Annotated in this window: 19 protein-coding genes; 5 read left to right on the plus strand and 14 right to left on the minus strand. The window is 30.3% G+C overall.

Annotated elements, in window-relative coordinates; translation table 11 throughout:
- Nucleotides 1–42: 42 nt before the first annotated feature.
- A complete protein-coding gene (gene msrB, locus JJ842_05300; GenBank protein MBO6971327.1) occupies nt 43–516 on the minus strand; it encodes a peptide-methionine (R)-S-oxide reductase MsrB in 474 nt (157 codons plus the stop codon).
- A gap of 24 nt (nt 517–540) precedes the next feature.
- Between msrB and dusA the strand changes: the two genes are divergently transcribed.
- Nucleotides 541–1,545, plus strand: a complete 1,005-nt coding sequence (dusA, locus tag JJ842_05305) for a tRNA dihydrouridine(20/20a) synthase DusA (GenBank protein ID MBO6971328.1) — start codon at nt 541–543, stop codon at nt 1,543–1,545.
- Here dusA and JJ842_05310 read toward each other — a convergent pair.
- From JJ842_05310 to JJ842_05335, 6 genes are all read right to left on the minus strand, one after another.
- Entirely contained in the window at nt 1,542–2,156 is a 615-nt protein-coding gene (locus JJ842_05310) for an RNA-binding protein (protein MBO6971329.1), read from the minus strand. The two genes, dusA and JJ842_05310, sit on opposite strands and share 4 nt — an antisense overlap.
- A 117-nt stretch (nt 2,157–2,273) precedes the next feature.
- Complete coding sequence (gene argH / locus JJ842_05315) at nt 2,274–3,653, minus strand: argininosuccinate lyase (GenBank protein MBO6971330.1); 1,380 nt, start codon at nt 3,651–3,653, stop codon at nt 2,274–2,276.
- 61 nt (nt 3,654–3,714) lie between these two features.
- Nucleotides 3,715–5,058, minus strand: coding sequence for a serine/threonine-protein phosphatase (locus tag JJ842_05320; protein ID MBO6971331.1), 1,344 nt, complete (start codon nt 5,056–5,058; stop codon nt 3,715–3,717).
- 67 nt (nt 5,059–5,125) lie between these two features.
- Nucleotides 5,126–6,385 (minus strand): signal recognition particle-docking protein FtsY, encoded by a 1,260-nt coding sequence (gene ftsY / locus JJ842_05325; protein MBO6971332.1) that lies wholly within the window; start codon nt 6,383–6,385, stop codon nt 5,126–5,128.
- A gap of 64 nt (nt 6,386–6,449) precedes the next feature.
- Nucleotides 6,450–7,073, minus strand: coding sequence for a transcription antitermination protein NusB (gene nusB, locus JJ842_05330; protein MBO6971333.1), 624 nt, complete (start codon nt 7,071–7,073; stop codon nt 6,450–6,452).
- Nucleotides 7,073–7,810, minus strand: a complete 738-nt coding sequence (locus JJ842_05335; protein MBO6971334.1) for a DUF502 domain-containing protein — start codon at nt 7,808–7,810, stop codon at nt 7,073–7,075. The genes nusB and JJ842_05335 overlap by 1 nt, the downstream gene beginning before the upstream one ends.
- 147 nt (nt 7,811–7,957) lie before the next feature.
- Between JJ842_05335 and queG the strand changes: the two genes are divergently transcribed.
- From queG to JJ842_05350, 3 genes are all read left to right on the plus strand, one after another.
- Nucleotides 7,958–8,914 carry a tRNA epoxyqueuosine(34) reductase QueG gene (gene queG / locus JJ842_05340; protein MBO6971335.1) on the plus strand — a complete coding sequence of 319 codons (957 nt, stop codon included), beginning with the start codon at nt 7,958–7,960 and terminating at the stop codon, nt 8,912–8,914.
- Nucleotides 8,911–9,774: a pilus assembly protein TadD gene (locus JJ842_05345; GenBank protein ID MBO6971336.1), complete on the plus strand. Its 864-nt coding sequence runs from the start codon at nt 8,911–8,913 to the stop codon at nt 9,772–9,774. Before queG ends, JJ842_05345 begins: the two co-directional genes overlap by 4 nt.
- A 74-nt stretch (nt 9,775–9,848) precedes the next feature.
- A complete protein-coding gene (locus JJ842_05350; GenBank protein MBO6971337.1) occupies nt 9,849–12,290 on the plus strand; it encodes a DNA topoisomerase 4 subunit A in 2,442 nt (813 codons plus the stop codon).
- Here JJ842_05350 and purF read toward each other — a convergent pair.
- From purF to JJ842_05385, 7 genes are all read right to left on the minus strand, one after another.
- Nucleotides 12,287–13,747, minus strand: a complete 1,461-nt coding sequence (gene purF / locus JJ842_05355; GenBank protein ID MBO6971338.1) for an amidophosphoribosyltransferase — start codon at nt 13,745–13,747, stop codon at nt 12,287–12,289. The genes JJ842_05350 and purF overlap by 4 nt on opposite strands.
- 44 nt (nt 13,748–13,791) lie before the next feature.
- Complete coding sequence (gene purL / locus JJ842_05360) at nt 13,792–16,128, minus strand: phosphoribosylformylglycinamidine synthase subunit PurL (protein ID MBO6971339.1); 2,337 nt, start codon at nt 16,126–16,128, stop codon at nt 13,792–13,794.
- A gap of 3 nt (nt 16,129–16,131) precedes the next feature.
- Nucleotides 16,132–16,839 (minus strand): PRC-barrel domain-containing protein, encoded by a 708-nt coding sequence (locus tag JJ842_05365; protein MBO6971340.1) that lies wholly within the window; start codon nt 16,837–16,839, stop codon nt 16,132–16,134.
- Nucleotide 16,840: 1 nt separating this feature from the next.
- Nucleotides 16,841–17,998: a DNA polymerase III subunit beta gene (locus JJ842_05370; protein MBO6971341.1), complete on the minus strand. Its 1,158-nt coding sequence runs from the start codon at nt 17,996–17,998 to the stop codon at nt 16,841–16,843.
- Nucleotides 17,999–18,334: 336 nt separating this feature from the next.
- Complete coding sequence (locus JJ842_05375) at nt 18,335–19,438, minus strand: threonine synthase (GenBank protein ID MBO6971342.1); 1,104 nt, start codon at nt 19,436–19,438, stop codon at nt 18,335–18,337.
- Between the two features lie 6 nt (nt 19,439–19,444).
- On the minus strand, nt 19,445–20,017 hold the full coding sequence (locus JJ842_05380) for an alpha/beta hydrolase (GenBank protein ID MBO6971343.1): 573 nt from the start codon (nt 20,015–20,017) through the stop codon (nt 19,445–19,447).
- A 1-nt stretch (nt 20,018) separates the two neighbouring features.
- Nucleotides 20,019–21,875 (minus strand): AarF/ABC1/UbiB kinase family protein, encoded by a 1,857-nt coding sequence (locus JJ842_05385; protein MBO6971344.1) that lies wholly within the window; start codon nt 21,873–21,875, stop codon nt 20,019–20,021.
- A 68-nt stretch (nt 21,876–21,943) separates the two neighbouring features.
- Between JJ842_05385 and JJ842_05390 the strand changes: the two genes are divergently transcribed.
- Nucleotides 21,944–23,620 (plus strand): AAA family ATPase, encoded by a 1,677-nt coding sequence (locus tag JJ842_05390; GenBank protein ID MBO6971345.1) that lies wholly within the window; start codon nt 21,944–21,946, stop codon nt 23,618–23,620.
- Nucleotides 23,621–23,635 lie beyond the last annotated feature (15 nt).

The following is a 23,635-nucleotide window of genomic DNA, read 5'->3' on the forward strand; positions in this document are numbered from 1 at the left end:
AAAATGATGCACTAAACAAGTTGCGGAAGGCCGCACAATTTTTTAATCAGGAACAAATCTTAATGCTAGGCCATTATTACAGTATCTTTTTCCCGTAGGAGGTGGCCCATCATTAAATACATGCCCTTGATGGCCTCCACATCTAGAGCAATGATATTCGGTTCTTGGAACAATCAACTTGAAATCGACCTTTGTTTCGATTGATCCTTGAATTGAATCCCAAAAGCTTGGCCAACCTGTACCACTATCATACTTTTTATCTGAAAGAAAAAGAGGTGAATCACATCCTGCACAGTGAAAAACCCCTTTTCTTTTTTCATTATTTAATGGACTACTGAAAGCTCTTTCAGTTCCTTCCTCTCTCAAAATATAATATGATTCTGGACTAAGCTTAGATTTCCACTCTTCTTTTGAGTTTGATGAAGAAGCTAATACTTGAATAGGTTTAAAGATTGTTTTTAAGATTGACATAATAGGAATTAGAATAAAAGATCTTCTTGTTAGAAATTGATTCATATATTTAAATCACATAAAAAGGTAATGAGTTTTAATCAATCTAATTCTATGAAAAATATTCATAAATTAAGTATTGCTCCAATGATGGATTGTACTGATAAACATTTCAGGATGATAATGAGAAAAATAAGTTCTAAAGCCCTGTTATATACTGAAATGATTGTTGCTCAAAGTTTAGTTTATACAAATAAAAAAGATAATTTTCTAGATTTTAATAAAGAGGAGCATCCAATATCTATTCAATTTGGTGGAGACGATCCTTTAATTCTTAAAGAGGCTGCTTTAATGGCACAGGATTGGGGTTATGACGAAATAAACTTCAATGTTGGCTGTCCAAGTCCAAGAGTCTGCTCGGGCAACTTTGGCGCTTCACTAATGAAAGATCCTATAAAAGTTGCAAAATGCATAGAATCTTTAAAAAATAATTGTAGCTTACCTGTCACGATCAAACACAGAATTGGTGTTGACGAAGATGATAGCTTCAGTCACTTGAATAAATTCGTAAGGTTCGTTGCAAATGCTGGTGCTGATAGATTTACAGTTCATGCTAGGAAAGCCATACTAAAAGGTCTTAATCCAAAACAAAACAGAACTATACCTCCACTAAAATATGATCTAGTAAAAAAATTAAAAAGATTCAATCCAGAATTATTAATTGAAATCAATGGTGGTTTTAATAGTATCGATGAATCAATAAAAGCACTAGATGATTTTGATGGTGTAATGATTGGAAGATCAGTGTATAAACATCCTTTGAGATGGTCTAAAATTGACCAAAAAGTATATGGAATAAATACAAAACCTAAATCTGCCTCAGATATAATCTTCTCCTTAATTCCTTACATAGATGAACATCTAAGAAATGGAGGAAAATCTTGGGACATTTGTAAACATCTTATTAACTTAGTCGAGAGTGTTCCAAAAGCAAAAATTTGGAGAAATCAGATTTCAATTAAATCTATAAAAAAGGAATTAGACACCGATTATCTTATTAAATTGACAACTAAGCTTAAAGAAATGGGATACTAATTTTCACCATTTGATTCATTACCATCATTTGAAGCACGCCTTTTTCTCCTACTTCTTCCACTCTCATATTCTGAATTTTCACTAGAGTTTCCAAAACTTCTATCTTCCCAGCCTTCTGCACCAGAGGATTTATTGGTGTAAGAGGTATTAAGGTCATTATTACCACCGCTATTACCGCCGCCATAACCACCGCTATTACCGCCGCCATAACCACCGCTATTACCGCCGCCATAACCGCCGCCGCCATAACCGCCGCTATTACCGCCACCGTAACCACCGCTATTACCGCCGCCATAACCACCGCCGCCATAACCGCCGCTATTACCGCCACCGTAACCACCTCTTCCACCCCTTCGAGGCCCTCCAGAACCTCTAGGCTCTGCCTTATTAATTCGTAATGGTCTACCCATAAGCTCTGTACCTTGCAAACCATCAATAGCAGTTGACTCAATTGATTCGTCTGCCATTTCAACAAATGCAAATCCTCTTTTTCTTCCAGTATCTCTCTCAAGAGGAAGAGAACAATTTAAAACTTCTCCAAAAGGAGCAAACAATTGTAAAACATCTTCACGTTCTGCACGGAATGGCAAATTGCCAACAAAAATACTCACTTTAATCTCAACAAAGAAAAATTTACCTAATTAAAAAAACTACAATAAGCAGTCTTATAACGTTACTCTATTATTCTACTTCAAAGAATACCCTTGTTGTAGAAAAACAATGCAGATTCAAAGTAACAATTTTTTTTGCCAATTATTTAACTCCTTTTCTACTTGAGCAAACCCTGTTCCACCTTCACTTGTTCTTGACGTAACTACATTAAAAGGTTGAATATCAACAAATACATCCTCTTCGAATTCAAGATGAAATTTTTTAAATTCATCAATTGTAAGGTTTTTAAATAAAATTCTTCTCTCTAAGCAATATTTAACAATTTCACCCACAACTTGATAAGCGGTCCTAAATGGAACATTTTTACCAACCAAATAATCTGCTAAATCAGTTGCATTAGAAAAGTCATTTTCTACTGAATCAGACAAATTTTTTATATTAAATTCTATGCCCTCGTTGATTAAAATAGTCATTGCCTTTATGCAAGATGACAAAGTCTCTGCAGTATCGAATATAGGTTCCTTATCCTCTTGAAAATCCTTATTGTAAGCAAGTGGCACTCCTTTAACCATGGTTAACAATGCTTGTAGATGTCCATATACTCTTCCTGTTTTACCTCTTATCAATTCTGGAACATCTGGATTTTTTTTCTGCGGCATTAAGCTACTGCCAGTAGCACAATTATCTGTTAATTTTGCAAAAGAAAATTCATCAGTTACCCATAAAATTATTTCTTCTGAAATTTTACTTAGATGAGACATTGCCAAGGCGGAGGCGGATACAAATTCTATACAAAAATCTCTATCACTCACCGCATCAATACTATTTTTATAGATATTTTCGAAACCCAATTCTGCAGCTGTAAAGTTCCTATCAATTTTTATTTTTGTCCCCGCTAATGCTGCAGATCCCAATGGAGAAATATTGACTCTTGCTCTTACCTCTTTAAACCTTTCTCGATCTCTTTGAAACATTTCTAAATATGCCAGTAAATGATGGGCTAAAGATAATGGTTGTGCTCTTTGCATATGTGTATATCCAGGAATTAAGGTATAGATATTAGATTTAGCAAGATAAAAAAAGGATTTTTGCAAATCAGTTAACAAAATTTCAAGATAATCAATCTCTTTTCTGAGCCACAATCTTAAATCTGTACCAACCTGATCATTTCTACTTCTACCAGTATGTAATTTCTTCCCTGTTTCGCCAATTAAGTTAATTAGTTTTTCTTCAATACAATAGTGAATATCTTCAGAGGGAGGTTTAGGAGAAAATTTACCCTCCAAATACTCAACTTTTATTAACTCAAGACCTTTAATGATTTGCAAAGTTTCAGAAGAAGTTAAAACTTGAGTTTTGCCAAGCATTTTTGCATGAGCAATCGAACAATCTAGATCCTCTAAAATAAGCTTTTTATCAAAGCCAATTGAAGCATTAAACTTTTCAATAAAAGGATTAAGAGTATTATCAAATCTTTTACTCCAAACTTTTGCCATATCAATTTTAACTTTAGATATCTCTAATAAAGCATTTTTTTATATGGGTGACAAAAAATATCTATTTCACTTTCAAAATGACGATGGATGCATCATCCTCCAAGTGCCTATTTTGCCCTGTAAAGTCATCTAATTTTTTAAATATTCTATTTAAAATTTCTTGAGATGTATAGGATTGCTTGCATAGTTTTGTAAGAATTTTAATTAACCTATCTTCATCAAATCTTTGACCTAAAGAATTAGAAGTATCGATTACTCCATCGGTATAATAAAGCAATAAATCATTTTGATTAAGCTTGATTTCACCGCAACTGTATTCGGCATTCTGTTGTAAGCCAAGGACAAATCCTTCTGCATCTAATTTTATAATTTTCTGATCTAAACTTTTCCAAAGTAAAGGAGGATTATGCGCTGCATTTGCAAATCTCAATTTTCTCGTTCTAGGGTCATAGTCTGAATAAAATAATGTCACAAATCTATGTGATTGATCTAAATCATTTATTGCAAGTTGATTCAAATCATGCAAGATTCTATCTGGAGGTAAACCTGTAAGAACCTCTGCACGTAGCATGCCTCTTAGCATTGTCATCAGAAGACCAGCAGGAATACCTTTGCCCATAACATCACCTATAACCAACGCCCATCTAGCTTTTTGTTTTCTTTTTTCTGAGATATTTGTCTTTAAACACATAAAATCATAATAATCACCGCCTAACTGCAGAGCTGGTCTACAATGAGCTGCAAGATCAACTCCATCAATAGTTGGACAATAAACTGGAAGTAATTGAGATTGAATTTCAGCTCCAGTAGAAATTTCTCGATCTACCTGCTCATGCTTTTTATTTGTTTTAATTAAGCAGTAATTTTCTAATCCAACGGCTAGAGAATTTTGGATAAAATTAAAATTACAATCATCATGTATTGATTCGTCAGGTAAACCCTTGCTAATAATATAAATAAATCCTCTACATTTTCCCCTAGATAAAATTTTTTCCGTATCTATTTTATATTCTTTAAAATAATTTTTTAAAGAATTTTCAAAAGTTATAATTTCTTTTATTTTAAAATTTTTAGAAAAATTAAATTGGTTTAAAAAATTGTGAATTTCTTCCTCAATCTTCAAAAATTCATCACTAGCAGAAATTTTTATATTTTCATGCCATATTTCCCCCTCATAATTAAGAGGAATAATCAATATTATTTTTTGATTATAAATATGTTTAAAAATTAAGCATATATAGTCCAGTAATCTATTTACATTAGAGAAAGATTTTAAATAATATGCGAGCGATGATGCAATTTCAGCAAATTTATATTTATTGTTTAAAGATTCTTCAGATTCATTATCTAAAAATTCTTGAATAAATTTGTTTGAAAATAATTTTTCTTTTTGATTATTTTGCACTACAAATTCAATAGATAAATATGTTTTAACATTAAATTTAAACTTTTAAAAAAATTTAATTAAATATTCATTTATCTGCAAGCAAAGCCTCCACAAATTCATAGCTATTAAAAGGTCTCAAATCTTTTATACCCTCGCCAGCCCCAATAAATCTAATAGGCAAATTTACTTCTTCAGATACAGCTAAAGAAACACCTCCTCTGGAAGTACCATCTAATTTAGTAATAATTGCTCCACTTAAGTTTGCTGATTTAGCAAAACTTTTTGCTTGCTTTAGGCCATTTTGACCTTGACTTGCATCTAAAACTAATAATGATTCGATAATGGCTTCTGGAGCCTTCTTATCAATAATTTTTTTTATTTTTGCTAATTCTTCCATTAAATTATTTTTTGTTTGTAATCTTCCTGCTGTATCAACTAGCAATAATTCAACATTTCTTTTTATTGCAGAATTAATAGCATCAAAAACTACTGCTGCTGGATCAGCATTTTTTGATTGATTAGATATTACATCGACATTACTCCTTTCACCCCATACTTTTAATTGTTCTACAGCAGCAGCTCTGAAAGTATCAGCAGCAGCAATTAATGTTTTATAGTTACTTTTTGAAGACAAATATGCTAATTTTCCTAAAGTTGTGGTTTTACCAACGCCGTTAACGCCTACTAGTAGCCAAACATTTAAATTGCCCTTTTGTGGCACTAATAATTCGGTACCTGAATTTTTTATTGGTTTGTCGATAATTAATTTTAATTCCTTCTTTAAAAATTTTATTCCTGCTTCTCCACCTACTACTTCTTCGTTCAATTTCTTTCTTAAAGAACTTATGACTTTATCAGTTGAAGCAATACCGACATCTGCTCTTATTAATAAAGTCTCTAAATCATCAAGAGATTCTGGAGTGAGAGGATCATCCCCCAATTTATCCAATAGTTCGGTTACAAAACCTTTTCTTGTCTCTTCTAATCCTCTTTTTAATTTAGTTAACCAATCTATTTCATCTATTGATATTTGATTTACTTTTTTTCCCTGATTAGCAAGTACCATCGCAGACCAAGTAAAATTGTCATCAAATTCTCCTAATGCAGGCTCAGCAATATCATTAATCTTTTCAGGATGATTTTCTGAACTAATACTTTCAATTAATTCTTGTTTTTGCTCTTCTTGCTCCTGTAATTCTTGTTTTTGCTCTTCTTGCTCCTGTAATTCTTGTTTTTGCTCTTCTTGCTCCTGTAATTCTTGTTTTTGCTCTTCTTGTCGTTTTTTTAATAGAGCATAAGCTTGCGCTGCCCACTCTCGAGAATTATCAGCATCAGTATTTGTCATTGATATTTATAAATCGTATTGAATAAATTTTAAATTACTATTTATTTATATCAAATAATAATTACTATTTTACTGTTTGTAATCTCCTTAAAACTCCATTAATGAATTTTCTTCCCTTTATATCGCTATATTTATTAGCTAGATTTACAGCCTCATCACAAGCAACAGCAATTGGTGTATTCAAAAAATTAATATCAACATAGGCTAAACGCAAAATATCTCGATCAATTCTCGGCAATCTTTTTAATCTCCAGCCATCCATTACTTCATCAATTTCTGAATCAATAACTGACAAATTACTTACTATATTATGTATTCTCTGATTCACATCCTCTCTAATATCAATTTGTCCACTTGAAACAACCAATTTTGGGAAATCTAAAGTCGTCGAGAGTGTATTCATTACAACTTCAATCTTTTTTAAAGATTTTTTAAGTTCTTCTCTAACATTTGAAAAAGAGGAATTAATCCCTTCTTGTAATTCGCTATCTAGTATTTTTTGTGATGCAATTTCCAACTCTGACTCACAATTATCCAATTCATCTCTGCAATGATTTATGAGAGTATCCAAAGCTGATTCAAAAATATTTTCTATCTGAGAGTTATTTAATTTAGAATTACCTACATCGTTTATCAAACCTAAAGATATTAAAGATAGTTCCCTAGATAGGGATTTATTATTATGCATTAATTAGGAGAAGTATTTGTGGAGGCGCGTAATTGAGAAAATAATTTTGAAAAAGTTGGATTTGTATTATTATTTTTCTCATCAGGATTAACTATTCCAGCAGAAATAATTGTTTTAAAAGCATCTTCAACAGAAATATCCAAATCCTTAACAGAAGCCTCAGGTACCAAGGTATACCAGCCAGTTGTTGGATTTGGTGCTGTAGGAATAAAAATACTCAACAGTTTTTCTTTTAATTCTGACTGCAAAGAAGGACCAACATCACCGGTTACAAAGCCTATGCTATATAGTCCCTCACGGGGATATTCAACTAAGACAACTCTTCTAAATCGATTAGATTTATTACTTAAAAAAGTTTCAAGTAATTGCTTAAGAGTTTTATATACTGCCCCCGCCACAGGAATTTTTGATAACGTCCCCTCTCCAAATTCTAATAACCATCTTCCAACAAAATTTCTAGCCATTAAGCCTATTAGCAAAATAGCTAACAAAGGAACAGTTAAACCCAAACTAAGATTAATTAAATCTTGCAATAAAGGATTTAAATTAATAAAAGGATTTAACTGTTTAGGAACAGATGTAACTAGTGTTAAAACAAATTTACTAACTAAAGACGAAAGCCAAATAGTGGTTGCTAAAGGAATTACAACTAACAAACCAGCTATAAGATCATTTTTTAGATCTTGTTGGAGTCTAGATCCTAAGTTTGAATCTTGATTTTGATTAGAATCAACCAAAATAACGTTGCCAAATACAATAACTTTAACAATAATCTAACTGTTTTTACTGAGTAAGGATATATATTTTTTTTATAAATTAAAATTATTTATTAGTTTCTTGTCCAAAAAATAACTTTTGAGAGAAATTTTATACATAATGAAGAGATGATCAATAGCATACAAGATAAAAAAAAGATAAGTAAAAAATTGAAAGAAAGAGCAATTTCTGAAGGCTTTACAATTTCTGGAATTGCTTCAATACCTAGTAGTACTCGCTTAAAATTAAGAACTAACGCATTAGAAAGATGGCTATCAAACAACTATCATGGTGAAATGAAATGGATGGAAGCAGAAAGAAGAAAAGATATTTGTTCACTTCTTGATGGAGCGAAAAGTGTACTAAGCGTTGGATTTAACTACTTTAATTCTCAAAATAATGAAAACCAAATCTTCAAAGTAGGAAAATTTAGTCAAGGAGAAGATTATCATAAGGTGATTTACAAAAAATTAAAGAATATTGGTGAATGGATTAACTTAGAAATTCCAGATTGCAAATGGAAAATATGTGTCGACACCTCCCCGCTTCTGGAGAAGGCATGGGCGGAAGAATCAGGTCTTGGCTGGATAGGTAAAAATAGTAATTTAATAAGCAAAAAATATGGTTCCTGGTTTACTTTAGGTTTTTTAATACTTACAAAAGACTTAGTACCAGATAAACCTCATCAACCCCTTTGCGGAAAATGTGATAAGTGTATTGAATATTGTCCCACAAATGCAATAGTTGAACCTTTTGTAATAAATTCTGAACTATGTATTGCATATCACACAATAGAAAACAGAAAAGAAACTATGCCAAAAAAAATAGAAGAAAATTTAAATGGATGGGTTGCAGGATGTGATATTTGCCAAGATGTCTGTCCTTGGAATAAGTCAGTGCCATATAACAATACAGTCGACACGGAACCAAAAGAATGGATTAAAAATCTTAATATTGAATCATTAAATTGGGATGATGAAATGTGGGGAAAAAATCTTAAAGGAACTACATTAAAAAGAATCAAACCATGGATGTGGAAAAGAAACATAAAAGCAAATTTAAAAAATCAATCAATTAATGTATGAAAAAATTTCTTGAAAGTTTAATCTTTATTTATTTAATTAGTTTTTACTGTTTAAAAATAGAGCAAGCCCAATCAATAGTTCCTTACTATTACTTTCCATCAACCAAAAATTTGCAAAGAGAAAGTTTATCTATAGGCAAAAATGCATATCAACTTTTATATTTTGGACAATATAAAGAAAGCTTAAACTTAGCAAAATTAGCTGTAAAACTTAATAAGTCGGATGAAAAATTATGGTTAATTTTGTCTGAAGCACAAGTAGCTAATAAACTCTTCAAAAATGCTTTAAATTCTTTAGATCAAGCTCAAAAAATCAATCCAAATATGAGCGAAATTTACTTTGCAAAAAGTACTATCTACTTTGAAATATCTCAACTAAAAAACGCGAAAACTTCTTTAGAAAAAGGATTAAAATTTGAGCCAGAAAACTACAAAGCTATTTTTCAATTAGGAAATATTTTTTTAATAGAAAAAAATTTTTCAAAAGCTATCGAGTTATATGATAAATCTTTACAAATTAAATCAAATTTCTGGCAGGCAATCAACAATAAAGGGTTAGCGTATTTCGAAAAAAACAATATAAATCAATCAATTAAATTTTTTAAAAAGGCAATCTCAATTCAAGAAAACGCAGAACCCTTGCTAGGGCTTGCTTCATGTTTAAGAATAAAAGATATTACATTATCTATTGAACTCGCAAAAAAAGCTCTAGCAAAAGATCCCAATTACGTTAACTACCAATATAGAAAAAAACAGTTATGGGGAGAAAAATTACAGGCCTCTACAAAAATCCTTTTACAAAATGATCAACTTCAAAAAGACGTAATAATTGCAATATCAAAAATAAATGCGTCTTCTTGATTTTCAATACTGGTAAAAATTTTTTTTCATATTAGTCTTAATTTAATTATAAATAAATATTCAATTTTTCATTAATGGATAAGAACAACTTCACTTCTATCTCTCTCCAAGAAGAAATGCAACGTTCTTATCTGGAATATGCAATGAGTGTAATTGTTGGTCGTGCTCTCCCAGACGCAAGAGATGGACTTAAACCTGTCCAAAGAAGAATACTATTTGCAATGTACGAATTAGGTTTAACACCAGATCGACCATTTAGAAAATGTGCAAGAGTTGTTGGAGATGTACTTGGTAAATACCATCCTCATGGAGATCAAGCAGTATATGATGCATTAGTAAGACTAGTGCAAAATTTTTCAACTAAATATCCTACTTTGGATGGCCATGGAAATTTTGGATCAGTAGACAATGATCCACCGGCAGCCATGAGATATACAGAAACCAGATTAGCGCCAATTGCCTATAAAGGATTCCTTGAAGAAATTGGATCAGAAACAGTAAGTTTCTCAAACAACTTTGATGGCTCGCAAAAAGAACCAGATGTTCTTCCAGCTCAACTTCCATTTTTATTATTAAACGGATCATCAGGTATTGCTGTTGGAATGGCAACAAACATTCCACCTCATAACTTGGGTGAAATAGTAGATGGTTTAATCGCTTTAATAGAGAATAATGATATAAGCGATAAAAAACTTAATTCCATTATTAAAGGTCCTGACTTTCCTACAGGCGGAGAACTAATTTATAATCATGCAATAGAAGAACTTTACGAAACTGGAAAAGGATCAATAACAATCAGAGGGGTTATTAATAAAGAAGAACTAAATTTAGGCAAAGGTAAACATAAAAGAAATGTATTAATAATTTCAGAACTTCCTTATCAGATAAGTAAAGCAGGCTGGATTGAAAAACTAGCAGAAATAGTTAATGCAGGCAAAATTAATGGGATATCCGATATTAGAGATGAGAGCGATAGAGATGGGATGAGAATTCTAATAGAATTAAAAAAAGATGCTAATGCTGAAATTGTAATTTCCAATTTATATAAAAAAACAACTCTCCAAACAAACTTTGGTGCAATATTTTTAGCTTTAGTTAAAGGCAAGCCTTGTCAACTAAACTTAAAACAATATTTAAACTATTTTCTTGAATTTAGAGAAGAAACAATAAGAAAAAGAACCAAATATTTTCTAAAAAGCACTCTCGAAAAACTTGAAATCTTGGAGGGCTTATCAAAAGCGACAAAAGATATAAAAAAAGTTATTCAGATCATTGAAGACTCAAAAAATTCCTTAGAAGCTAAATTAAACATAATAGATAGTTTTTTCTTGACTGAGAAACAAGCAAATTCAGTTTTAGATATGCCTCTAAAAAAATTAACTGCTCTTGAAAAAAATCAAATTTATGAAGAAATAAAAAAATTACAAGAAAAAAAGAATTATTTTCAAAAGTTATTAAATGAAAGAAAATTGTTATTTAAATTACTAATAGAAGAATTATTAATTTTAAAGAAAAAATACAACATCAAAAGAAAAACAAAATTACTTAAACATATAGATCAGTCTCAAGAAATAGAAACAATTAATAATCGAATTCTTGAAGACCATATCAATAAAAAAACAAAATTATGTATTGATAATAGACTTTACTTGAAAAAAATGTTTATAAACAACTATAAGAAATCATTTGATAATATACAAAGGATTATAGATAATAAAAATATTCAAAAATTCATATGTAATATTGATAAAAATTTAAAAATAATTGGCATCACTTTTACAGGAAAAGTTTTTCACATTGATTGGGAATCTAATATTAATAATGACTATAAATTAGACAATAAAAATCTTGGTAACATAGATCCTAATGAAATAATAAATTTTCATGCAATAAAAAAAGATAATAAAAATTATTTATGTATTTTGAATTCAGATGGGAGATTTAAAAAAGTTTTATTTGATGAAGATATGTTTAAGAGCAATAGATCTTTTGCTATCACAAAGTTAAAAAATAATATTAAAACAGTTGATTCCTTTATTTCTAATGAAGAAAAAGATTTAATAATATTAACCTCAATTGGAAGGATATTTAAATTTAATTTATCTAATAAATTTTTAACACCAACTACTAAACAATCTCAAGGATTAATACTCGCTAAACTTTTGCCATCTGAAAAAATTGTTTCTTGTTACCCATTTGAAAATGGAGAAAAAATTTATTTAATTTCTAAGTTAGGAAAAATCTTTTGTATTAATAGCAATGAAATTTACTGGGCAAATGAGTTTAAGTTGGGATACTTGAATGAAAAAAACCAACTTAAAAACGATTCTTTCTTCAAAATATTACCAAGTAACAATTACATTGATATTGAAACTAATAAAAATAAATCCGCCAGGTTAAATTGTAGAGAATTAGATTTCAAATCAAATAAAACAAATTTTTTAATTGACTTTTTAAATTTAGAACAAAATGAATACCTTGAAAATTGTTTTAGACTTGAAAATTATCTCAACTAAGATTTATATTCATTTTCAACCCATTGTAGATACTCATCATTTACTGTTTCCGTTACATAAGAACCAGTAAAACAACTCATTTCCAAATCCTTAATAGAAGATTCACTTATTATTGACTTGCGTAAATTATCAACACTTTGGTAAACGAGGTTATCAATTTCAAGTTGAGCAGCAATTTCACTAATTGTTCTATTATGAGCTATTAATTCGTCTCTGTTCGGCATATTTATTCCATAAACGTGAGGAAAACGAACAGGAGGAGCTGCTGATGTAAAAAAAACTTTATTAGCGCCTGCATCCTTAGCCATTTGAACAATTTCTTTTGAAGTAGTACCTCTAACTATCGAATCATCAACAATTAGTACATTTTTATTTTTAAACTCTGCACTCATAGCATTTAATTTTTGTCTTACAGATTTCTTACGTTTTTGCTGACCAGGCATTATAAATGTTCTACCAACATATCTATTTTTGAAAAAACCTTCCCTATATTCTATTCCTAATTGTCTTGCAACTTGCATGGCTGCAGGGCGAGAAGAATCAGGAATAGGCATTACGACATCAACATCTCCAGCATTAATTGTTTCTTTAATTGTATCTGCCAAATAATCTCCCATTTTCAAACGAGCTTTATATACAGAAATCCCATTCATAATTGAATCTGGCCTTGCTAAATAAACATATTCAAATGCACAAGGGAATAACTTTGGATTTTCAGAACATTGCTTAGAAAAAAGCTCACCATTGAGATTTATAAAAATAGCTTCTCCAGGATCTACATCTCTCACAACTTGATAATCGTTATTCTCAAGCACTAATGACTCACTTGCAACCATCCATTCTTCTTTGTTGGTTCTTAGTGAAAGTCTTCTTCCTATAACTAAAGGCCTAATACCAAAAGGATCTCTAAATGCTAATAAACCATGTCCTGAAATTAATGCTATTGAAGCATATGATCCTTGAATTCTCTTATGTAAAGATTTAACCGCATTGAAAATAACATCAGGCTCTAATTCTTGATTTTGAATTTGTTCTTGTAATTCTGTTGCAAATACATTTAAAAGCATTTCAGTATCACTTGAAGAATTAGTATGACGTTTATCGATATTAAATAATTGCTTTTCTAAATCTCTTGTATTCGTCAAATTACCATTATGTATCAAAACGATTCCATAAGGAGCATTAACGTAAAAAGGCTGTGCTTCCTCTACGCTTTCCGCTGAACCTTTTGTCGCATATCTAACATGACCTAATCCAATTTTACCAATTAAATTCCTCATATCTCTAGTTCTATAAGCAGTGTTAACCTGACCTTTAGCCTTATGTAGATGGAAAATTGTATTTTCCATTGTTGCTATACCTGTTGAGTCTTGACCTCTATGCTGAAGAAGCAAAAGACTATCGTAAATTTGTTGATTTACATCATCTGAAGAAACAATTCCAACTATTCCGCACATAACTTAATTTTTTAAAAAATCTGGATTATTGAAAAAAGTTTTCATTATTTAAAGTTATCTGAAATACTATTATTAAATTTTTCGGTTAAATCATCAACATTAATATTGCAGATATTTTTTTCTTGAATTTTTATCTTGAGACTTTCATTAGATACATATCCTATTTTTTTGACATATATGCTTGATTTATATTGAAAAGATTCTAAATATGAAAGCCAATCTTTTTCTTTGATTTTATTAATTGAAAAAATTATTCTAGAACCTCCTTCTGCAAATAGTATATTATCTTCTCTAAAATAATCTTCTTTCAATTCTATCGTTGCACCTTTTGATGAGAGAATACAACACTCTGCTAAAGCAATAGCTAAACCGCCATCACTAATATCATGAGCCGACACTACAAGATTTTTTTCAATAGCTTTTCTTAAAAAACTCTGACATAACTTTTCATCGAACAGATCTATTTTTGGTGGTCTTCCCGTAATTTCTCCATGAATATATTCCAAATAAGAACTTGCAGCAATTGTTATTTCTGATTTATTAGAGCCAATCAACCAAATTTGATCATTAAAATTTTTCCATCCACTACTAATAGCTTTATCAACATTTTGTATCTTACCAACCATTCCAATCACTGGCGTAGGATTAATAGGAGTAATTTCATTATTATTATTTTTCGATTCATTATATAAAGAAACATTTCCTCCTGTTACAGGCGTTTCTAAAGCTTTACATGCTTCAGAGATCCCATTACAGGAAGATGAAAGTTGCCAATATCCTATCTCAGTCTCAGGAGAAGAAAAATTTAAATTATTCGTTATTGCTACTGGCTCAGCCCCAACGCAACTAACATTCCTTGCAGATTCTGCGACAGCAGCAATGGTTCCTCTATAAGGGTCAAGAGAAACCCATCTACTATTACAATCAACTGATGCCGCAACACCTGAGAATATCTTATTTTTATTTTTTTCATTTTGTTCTCTTAATCTTATTACAGCTGCATCAGATTCTCCTGGTTTAAAAACTGTATTTGCTTGTACCTGAAAGTCATATTGTTTAAAAATCCATTTTTTTGATGCTATAGATGGATTAGAGAGAAGTTTATTAATAATCTGAGAATATGAAAAAATCTTATTTTCCTTCTTTGAAAATATTTTTTGATCGTAAATTTCTGGTAAATTATCTTCTCTCCATTCCCATTTTTCTAACAAATAATTCGGTGGATTTTTAATAACATTACGAAGATTCACAGGAGTATCATCAGATAAAGCGGAAGTAGGTATTTGGGCAACAATTTTACTTTTATGCGAGATTATGACCTCATTTGTCGAGATTACTTTACCAATAACATTCGCATATAAACCCCATTTTTTAAATTTTTCAATAAGGAAATCAATTTTTTCCTCCTTAATGACAAACAACATTCTCTCTTGCGATTCAGATAATAAATATTGATATGAAGACATATTATCTTCTCTTGCAGGAACTAAATCTAAATCAATAAATATCCCTAAATTTCCATTTGCAGCCATTTCTGCACTACTACAAGTTAAACCAGCTGCGCCCATATCTTGAGCAGCAATTACATCTCCTGTTTTAAAAGCATCTAGACAGGCTTCAATAAGACTTTTCTCAATAAATGGATCGCCTACTTGAACTGCAGGTCTATCATCTAATGATGATGTAGTTAATTCTGAACTAGCAAAACTAGCACCACCAACTCCGTCTCTGCCTGTTGTATTTCCAACATATAGTACTGGTGAACCAACACTTTTAGCTCCAGAACAAACAATATCTTTAGTTTCCAAAAGTCCTAAAGCCATAACATTAACTAAAGGATTTCCAGAATAACTATCATCAAATTCAATTTCACCTCCAACAGTAGGTACCCCTACACAATTACCATAATGTGAAATACCTGAAACAACTCCACGTAGAAGATCAATATTAGACGATTTATCAAGATTACCAAAACGCAATGAATTCAATACTGCTATTGGCCTTGCTCCCATTGTGAAAATATCTCTTAATATTCCTCCTACACCAGTTGCAGCTCCTTGGAAGGGTTCTATTGCAGAAGGATGGTTATGACTTTCTATTTTAAAAACAAGTTTTTGATTATTTCCAACATCAATAACACCAGCATTTTCCCCAGGCCCTACCAAAACACTCTTTCCTTTAGTAGGAAATTTGGATAACAAAGGTTTTGAATTTCTATAACAACAATGTTCAGACCACATAACACCAAACATTCCTAATTCAGTCCTGTTTGGTTTTCTACTTAATCTTTTACAAATTTCTTCATAATCATCAATTGTCAAATTTTCAACTTTAAGTGCTTCTTTAAGATCATATAGATCATTATCTTCTGGATTTATCATTCTTTATATCCAAGGGTCATCTTCACTTTTATCTCCTAAAGATCTTGATGTTCTCTCATTATTATAAAAACTTTTTTGTTTAAAATCCAAGTTTTCATTTATATCTTCATCTTCTTCCAGCCAATCCTCTATTCTATTGGAAGCTATATTTTTAATATCATCAAACTTATCAATAATTTTTTTTCCTTTTTGCAAAAATTCATTCTTTATACTCGATTTTATTAAGAACAAATCATCTAAAGAGTGGTTTTCACAAAATACTAGACCTGGTTGTTGATCGACAATATTTTCAAGATTTAATTTCCATCTACTAGAACCTGGAATCTTAGGATTCGTTCGTGAAACTAAGTAATATTTAATTTGACCTGTTTTAATTTCAAATAAAAAATCAGCTATTACTCCTATTTTCGAACCATTTGTATTTATTAAATTAGCTTCAATTAAAGTTGGAAACCTATTTAAAGTTGCCAGGTCCGATATAGCTGGTTCTCCTTTTACATAAATCTCATTATCTACTATTTGAGAAATTTGATTTAATCTCCAAACATTTCGTTTTAAATCAAAATTGGAAGGGCGAGAAGACCATCCTAGTATTCTATGAACGGGAGGATGCATCCAAACATTTTCACCATTTCCATAATGGAGGGCAATATTACCCTTTACATTGTAATTTAATAGTTCAGTTAATAAAATTTCTTTAGGTAGTTTCAAATCAAGAACGAACCTGAACAGGCATGACTAGATAAGTAAAAGAGTTAAGATTATCTTCTGGAACTAAGACAGCTGGAGTGGTTGGGAGATTACACTTCAAAATTACATTTTCAGAAGTAATAATTTTTAGACCCTCTAAGAGATATCTAACATTAAAAGCAATATCAAGATTTTCTCCACAGCAAGATACAGGTAATGATTCCTTCGCACTACCTATCTCTTGTGCATCTGCACTTATTGATGCTAAATCTGAATTATCTAAGTTAAATTTCACTACGCTACTTTGCTGATCAGCCAAGACCGCAATTCTTTCGAGTGCATCTATTAACTTTTTTGTATTAAAAGTAAAAGTCTTTGAAAAAGTATCTGGTATTAATTGTGAATAATTAGGATAAGTGCCTTCCAATGTTCGTGTTGTAATTATTTGATTAGATGAAATAAAAACTACTTGACCTTTATCATAAAAAAGCTTTATTGAATTTTCTGAACTTCTTAAAGTTACTAGTTTTTCAATTTCTCTTAAGGATCTAGTTGGAATAGTAACTGAAAAATCATTTTCATTTAAAGATAAATTGTCTTTCTTTTCAGTATTTTCTCCGTTACTAATTAAAGCAACTGCCAATCTATGACCATCTGTAGAAGCAGATTCTAAATAGTTTTGTTTAAAGGTAAGATTAACGCCTGTGAGCAATTGCTTCGAATCATCGTTGCTGGCAGCAAAAATAGTAGATTTTAGAGAAGTTAAAAAAGAATTAGGTTCAATATTCAAAGAAGTACCACTTTCAACAAATGGCAGGTTTGGGTAATCATCTGAAGGTATACCTTTGAGATTGAAAGAACCTCTATCACTTTTGATTAAAATATTATCTAAATTCTCATCCACTTTTAAAGAAACAGGTGTTTCGTTAGGTAATTTATTTACTATTTCAGATAATAGTTTCGCAGGTATAGTAATGGCTCCACTATTTTTAACAGTTCCATCAAAAGAGGTTTGAATCCCTAAATTAAGATCGAAACCTGTCAGACTAATTTTATTAGTTCCTTGATCAGCTGTTAAAAGTATATTTGCAAGAATTGGATGAGTGGGTCTTGATGCAACTGCTTTGCTTACTAGTTGTATGGCATTATTTAACTCATTTTGATTACAAATAATTTCCATCGCAATTTGGAATTTTTTACAATTTCAATATACTTTTTTAATAAGCTAAATTCAATAAATCTTTTTATTCTTTTTTCTAACATAAAATTAATAATTAAAAAAATATTTATAGTAGTAGTAGTTATTGTGGAAACTGTGGAATATTTAATTTTAATACCTTTTTTATTAGGTTTAAGAGAAATTTAGATAGTGGAAAAAATTTTTTTTATGTTAAATAATTTCTTCTTCAACTAAAAAATTAAAAAATTTTCCACAATTAAAACTAATTGTTATTTGTTTTTCAACAAAAATATTATTTTTTTAAATGATTTCAACAGACACTAATATTTTTGGATTTTAATATCCAAGAATTTTGGTTATATTTTTTAACGAAGGCTCAACATTTTTTCTAAAAATAGCTTCATTATTTTTAATAGCACAATCAGGATCTTTCAATCCATTTCCAGTTAAAACACAAACAATAGTGGATTCCTTTTGGATCCTATTCTTATTTTTTAACAGTCCAGCGACAGATGCTGCACTTGCAGGTTCACAAAAAACTCCTTCTTTGGCAAGAATTTTATAAGCATTGATAATTTCTTCATCAGTGACTGACTGAAAATCTCCTTTACTCTCTTTTTTTACTTTTTTTGCTTTTTCTCTATTTACAGGGTTCCCAATTCTTATTGCAGTAGCAATTGTTTCTGGATCTTTGACTATAATGTTTTGCACTAACGGAGCAGATCCTTCAGCTTGAAAACCCATCATGACTGGTAACTTAAAATTTCTTTTTATCTTTGAATATTCTTTAAATCCTAACCAATAAGCTGTTATGTTTCCTGCATTTCCCATGGGTATACAAAGCCAGTCAGGAGTAATACCTAAGTCATCAATAATCTCAAAAGCTGCAGTCTTCTGTCCTTGTATTCGATATGGATTGACAGAATTAACAAGTTCTATTGGTTGCTCTGAAGATAAATCTCTTACAATCTCTAAAGCTTTATCAAAGTTTCCATTAATAGATATTATCTCTGCTCCATACATTAAGGCTTGAGCAAGTTTACCTTGAGCAACAAATCCATCTGGAATTAATACATAAGGTTTTAATCCTCCTCTAGAAGCATATGCAGCTGCAGCTGCAGAAGTGTTTCCGGTGCTTGCGCAAATTACCGCTTCTCGCCCCTCTTCTTTTGCTTTGCTAATTGCCATAGTCATACCACGATCTTTAAAAGATCCTGTAGGATTCAGGCCATCATATTTTAAAAAAACTCTTGTTCCATTTCCAACTAATTTACTCAAAGTTTCACTAAGAATTAGCGGAGTATTTCCTTCATTTAAGGAGATAATAGGGGTTTTTTTTGTAACTGGAAGATATTGTTTGTAAGCTTCAATTAGACCAGGCCATCTTTTTTTTCTGTAATTAATACCAATTTTATTTTTGATTTTATTTAATAACGTCATAGATGTTTAATTCGTTTTAATTTTTTCTAGAGGAGAAGTTGTAAAAAACTCTAATAATTCTGAAATTGATTCTACTTTATTCATAACTTTGCTTAAAGCGTTCACATCTAAAATAACAGTTTTAGTTGGATATGCTTCAAAAAATTTTATCAGATTTATTTTTCCATTTCCTAAGTGTATACCTTTAATTAAACTTGCTCTAAGTGCTAACATACCTGTTCTTTCATCATCAGCTCTTGAAGGATGGATAATAGAAGAAAGTCTTGTTAAAAAAACTTTTCCTATTTCAGAGTAGACTAATTTGCTAGCTATCGTTATGGGGATCTCAAAATCTTTATTTAATACTAATCTTATTTCTTTTTCGGGAGACCCAGTAGCATTTAATATTCTTTTTAATTGTCTAGTTGAATCACCATTTTCGGCAAACAATTTTAAAGAATCGACTTTAATTGTTCTAGAAAATATACTGTATATAATTTTAATATCTTCTGCAGCATTTGCTTTTGAAACATTAAAAATTAATTGAGAACTTATTAAAACAAAAAATATTTTAGTTATTAAAAATTTACTAAACTTCATTTTAAATATTTGCACCAGCTGCAATTTTTACAAGTCTTACCATCCCTTTTTCGGTAACTTTTTTTGCAATTTTTATACCCATTTCTTTTGTATAGGGCTCGTTTATTAGTCTAGGAACCTGTTTTAGAAAAATATCAATAGAATAACCTGGCACCTTCTGCAAAATTTCTAAAAAGTTTCTTAAAGGCTCTACATACATTATTAGATCGCTTAAGTTTTTATTTTCACTAGTCATTTTTAATTTAATTGAATTTGGAAGATAGTTATTTAAATTTTTCAAAAGTTTAAGACCAAGTAAATCTATTTGATTTGTTACGCCATCAATAATTTCATTTCTAAGAAAACCGCCTTTTGGAGAAAATAGAAGATTTATTACTTCATCTAAAAGTTTTTCTAAATCAAGATTCGTCTGCTTTGCGGCGTTAGAAAGAAGATCTTCTAAACGATCCCACTTGAATTTTTTATCATCAAAAAGCATTTCTTTCAAACTTTCTCTTAATTGCGGATCGGGATCCTCCATTAATCTTCTAGCGAAATATGGATAAGCTGCACCTAATATTTTAAAATTCGGATCTACGCTCAAAGCAATACCTTCTAATGTCAATAATGACCTAATTATAAGTGCATAGTAAGGAGGTAGTTTGAATGGGAATTTGTACATAACACCTGACATGTCGTCTGTAACGCTCTTGAAATCCATTTTTGAAACTCCTTGTTCCACAGCATTAATGAAAACATCTTGAAATGCGGGGACTATTGGTTCAAGATTAACTTCTTCAGACAAAAATCCTAATTTTACAAAATCTTGAGATAATTTATCGAAGTTTTTATTTACCAAATGTACTACCGCTTGTATTAAGCCTGATCTAGAGTCTCTAGAAACTTCGCTCATCATTCCAAAATCTAAATAACATAATCTTCCATCTTTCAAGGCTAACAAGTTACCTGGATGCGGGTCTGCATGAAAAAAACCATGTTCTAAAAGTTGTTCCAAACTGCACTGCACTCCTATATCAATCATCTTGTCAGGGTCGATCCCTAACTTTTTTACATCTTCTAAATTAGTTAGCTTTGTACCCTCAATCCATTCCATTGTTAAAACTCTTCTTGATGTTATATCTTTATAAATTTTTGGCACAGCAATCATTTGATTATGTTTATGCATATTTCTAAACTTTTCTGCATTTTCAGCCTCGTTTAAGTAATCCATCTCTTCGAAAACTCTTTTGCCTAATTCATCAATCAATGCCACGAGATCGCTTCTTATCAATCCAACATTGTTTTTTAGCCAATAGGCAATATTTCTTACTATGTAAAGATCTAAAGTAATTTGTTCTCTTAAACCAGGTCTTTGGACTTTAACTGCAACAATTTCTTTATTTTTTAGTTTGGCTTTATGCACCTGTCCTAGGGAAGCCGCAGAAATTGGTTTCTTATCAATTTCTATAAAAATTTCATCTATTTTGGATCCTAAATCTCCTTCTATTAATTCCATAGCTTTTTCCCCGTCAAATCCTGGTAGTTGATCTTGCAACTCAGATAATTCTTCAAGAAGAATCTTTGGAATGATATCAGGCCTAGTTGATAAAGCTTGTCCTGCCTTAACAAATGCTGGTCCAAGTTCAACTAATAAATTTGTTAATTCTTTTGCTCTGTATCTCGCTTTCTTTGCATCTTTCAATCTCCCAGTTAGTTTATCCCAGCCAACAGAAAATATGTAAGCGAAAATAGGTATTAGTGTTTGCCAAAGTCTTTTTAAAAGTCTCTTCGGGTTTTTTTTGTAAATTTTAGATATTGTATCTGGATCATAATTCAATAATCCAGACACCTCAATAAAATCAGTAAAATCTTCTTTCATAACTTTATATATTTAATACCTTTATTTTTTTGTAAAAGAAGTTAATTTTTTTATATAGAAGATTTATCATGCTAATACAATTAAAAATAGAAAATATTGCCTTAATTGAAATTATAGAAATTAATTTCGAAAAAGGTTTGAATATCATTACTGGTGATTCTGGTTCAGGAAAATCTCTGATCTTAGATTCCTTAAATGTTTTATTTGGTGGAACTAATATACCTTTAAAGCACTTAATACGTCCAGGAAAAAATCATTGCGCTATTGAAGCAAAATTTACTTCTTCTTTGCAAATTAATAACTGGTTAAGTAGTAATGGTTTTCAAAGCATTTCATCAGTACTAAATATCAAAAGAATATCCTCTAGAAAAAATAATAAAGTTTTATCCAAATATAGTCTTAATAATTTATCAATTAATAAAAAATTATTAGAAGAACTTGGACGATTATTAATAGATTTTGCAGGACAATCAGACACATTTATATTTGATTCACAAGATAAGAGAAGATTAATTATTGATGATTTATGTTCACAAGAATTAAGAGACACTAGTGCAAAGATTAAAAATATATGGGAGGAAAGTCAGGTTTTAAAAGGATTAATGAATAAAAAGATGGAATCTTTAAGGAAGCAAGAAGAAAATAATTTGGTAATTAAACAAATGTTGAAGAGTTTAGAGGAAGCTGATTTGAATTCTAGTAAGGAAATCTTAGAGCTAGAGTTACTAGAAAAAAAACTTATAAATAATCTTGAAATAAGTAATTCAATTCAATCAACTTTAGGTAACTTAAACAATTTCAATCATGATGAACCATCAGTTGCGTTGTTGATAAATCAATCAATAAAAAATTTAAATAGAACAGCAGAGTTTGATTTGAAAATTGAAAACTTTAGGGAAAAGTTATTACATATCCAAACTTATGTTGAAGAACTAATTTTAGGTCTAAATTTATATATTCAAGATATAGACAATCATGAATCCAATCTTTCAGACATACAAAAAAGATTATTTTTCTTAAAAAATTTGGAAAGAACTTTTTCGTTAGATTTACCTCAATTAATTGAAAAGCGAAATGAATTAAGGACATATTTTCTAAGAACTGATCAAGATAATGAGATCAGTAATTTAGAAAATCAAATTAAACAATTACAGACTAATTTAAATTCTTTATTTTCTACTCAATCTATTGAGAGAAAAAAAATCGCAAAAGAATTACAAGATTCAGTAATTTCTACTTTAAGAAATCTGGGATTACAAAATGCAAATTTTGTAGTTCAATTTTCCGAATGCAAACCATCTGGCGATGGAATTGATAATATAAATTTTTTGTTTTCTGCTAATCCTGACCAGAAGCTTGCCCCATTATCAAATGTTATTTCTGGTGGTGAAATGTCGAGATTCTTATTAGCTATAAAATCTAGTATTTCTAAAAAACCTAATACTTTCTTTTTAGATGAAATTGATAATGGTTTAAGTGGTAAATCTTTATTTTCTTTGGTCGAGTTAATAAAAGAAATTTCTAAAAAGCAACAGGTTTTATGTATTACACATCAGCCCTTTTTAGCTGCTGGTGGCTTAGCTCATTTCAAAGTTAGTAAAAAAGTTATAAATGGTATAACCTATACCTCAATATCAAAACTAATTACAAAAAAACAGAGAAAGCACGAACTAATGGAACTAATTGGTGGAGGTTCTCTCGAAGTAAATGATTATGCTTCTAGACTTCTTGACCAAGCTGCATAAAATAGAAAAAATTCC

It is taken from the genome of Prochlorococcus marinus CUG1433 (assembly GCA_017644425.1).
GTDB lineage: Bacteria > Cyanobacteriota > Cyanobacteriia > PCC-6307 > Cyanobiaceae > Prochlorococcus_A > Prochlorococcus_A marinus_U.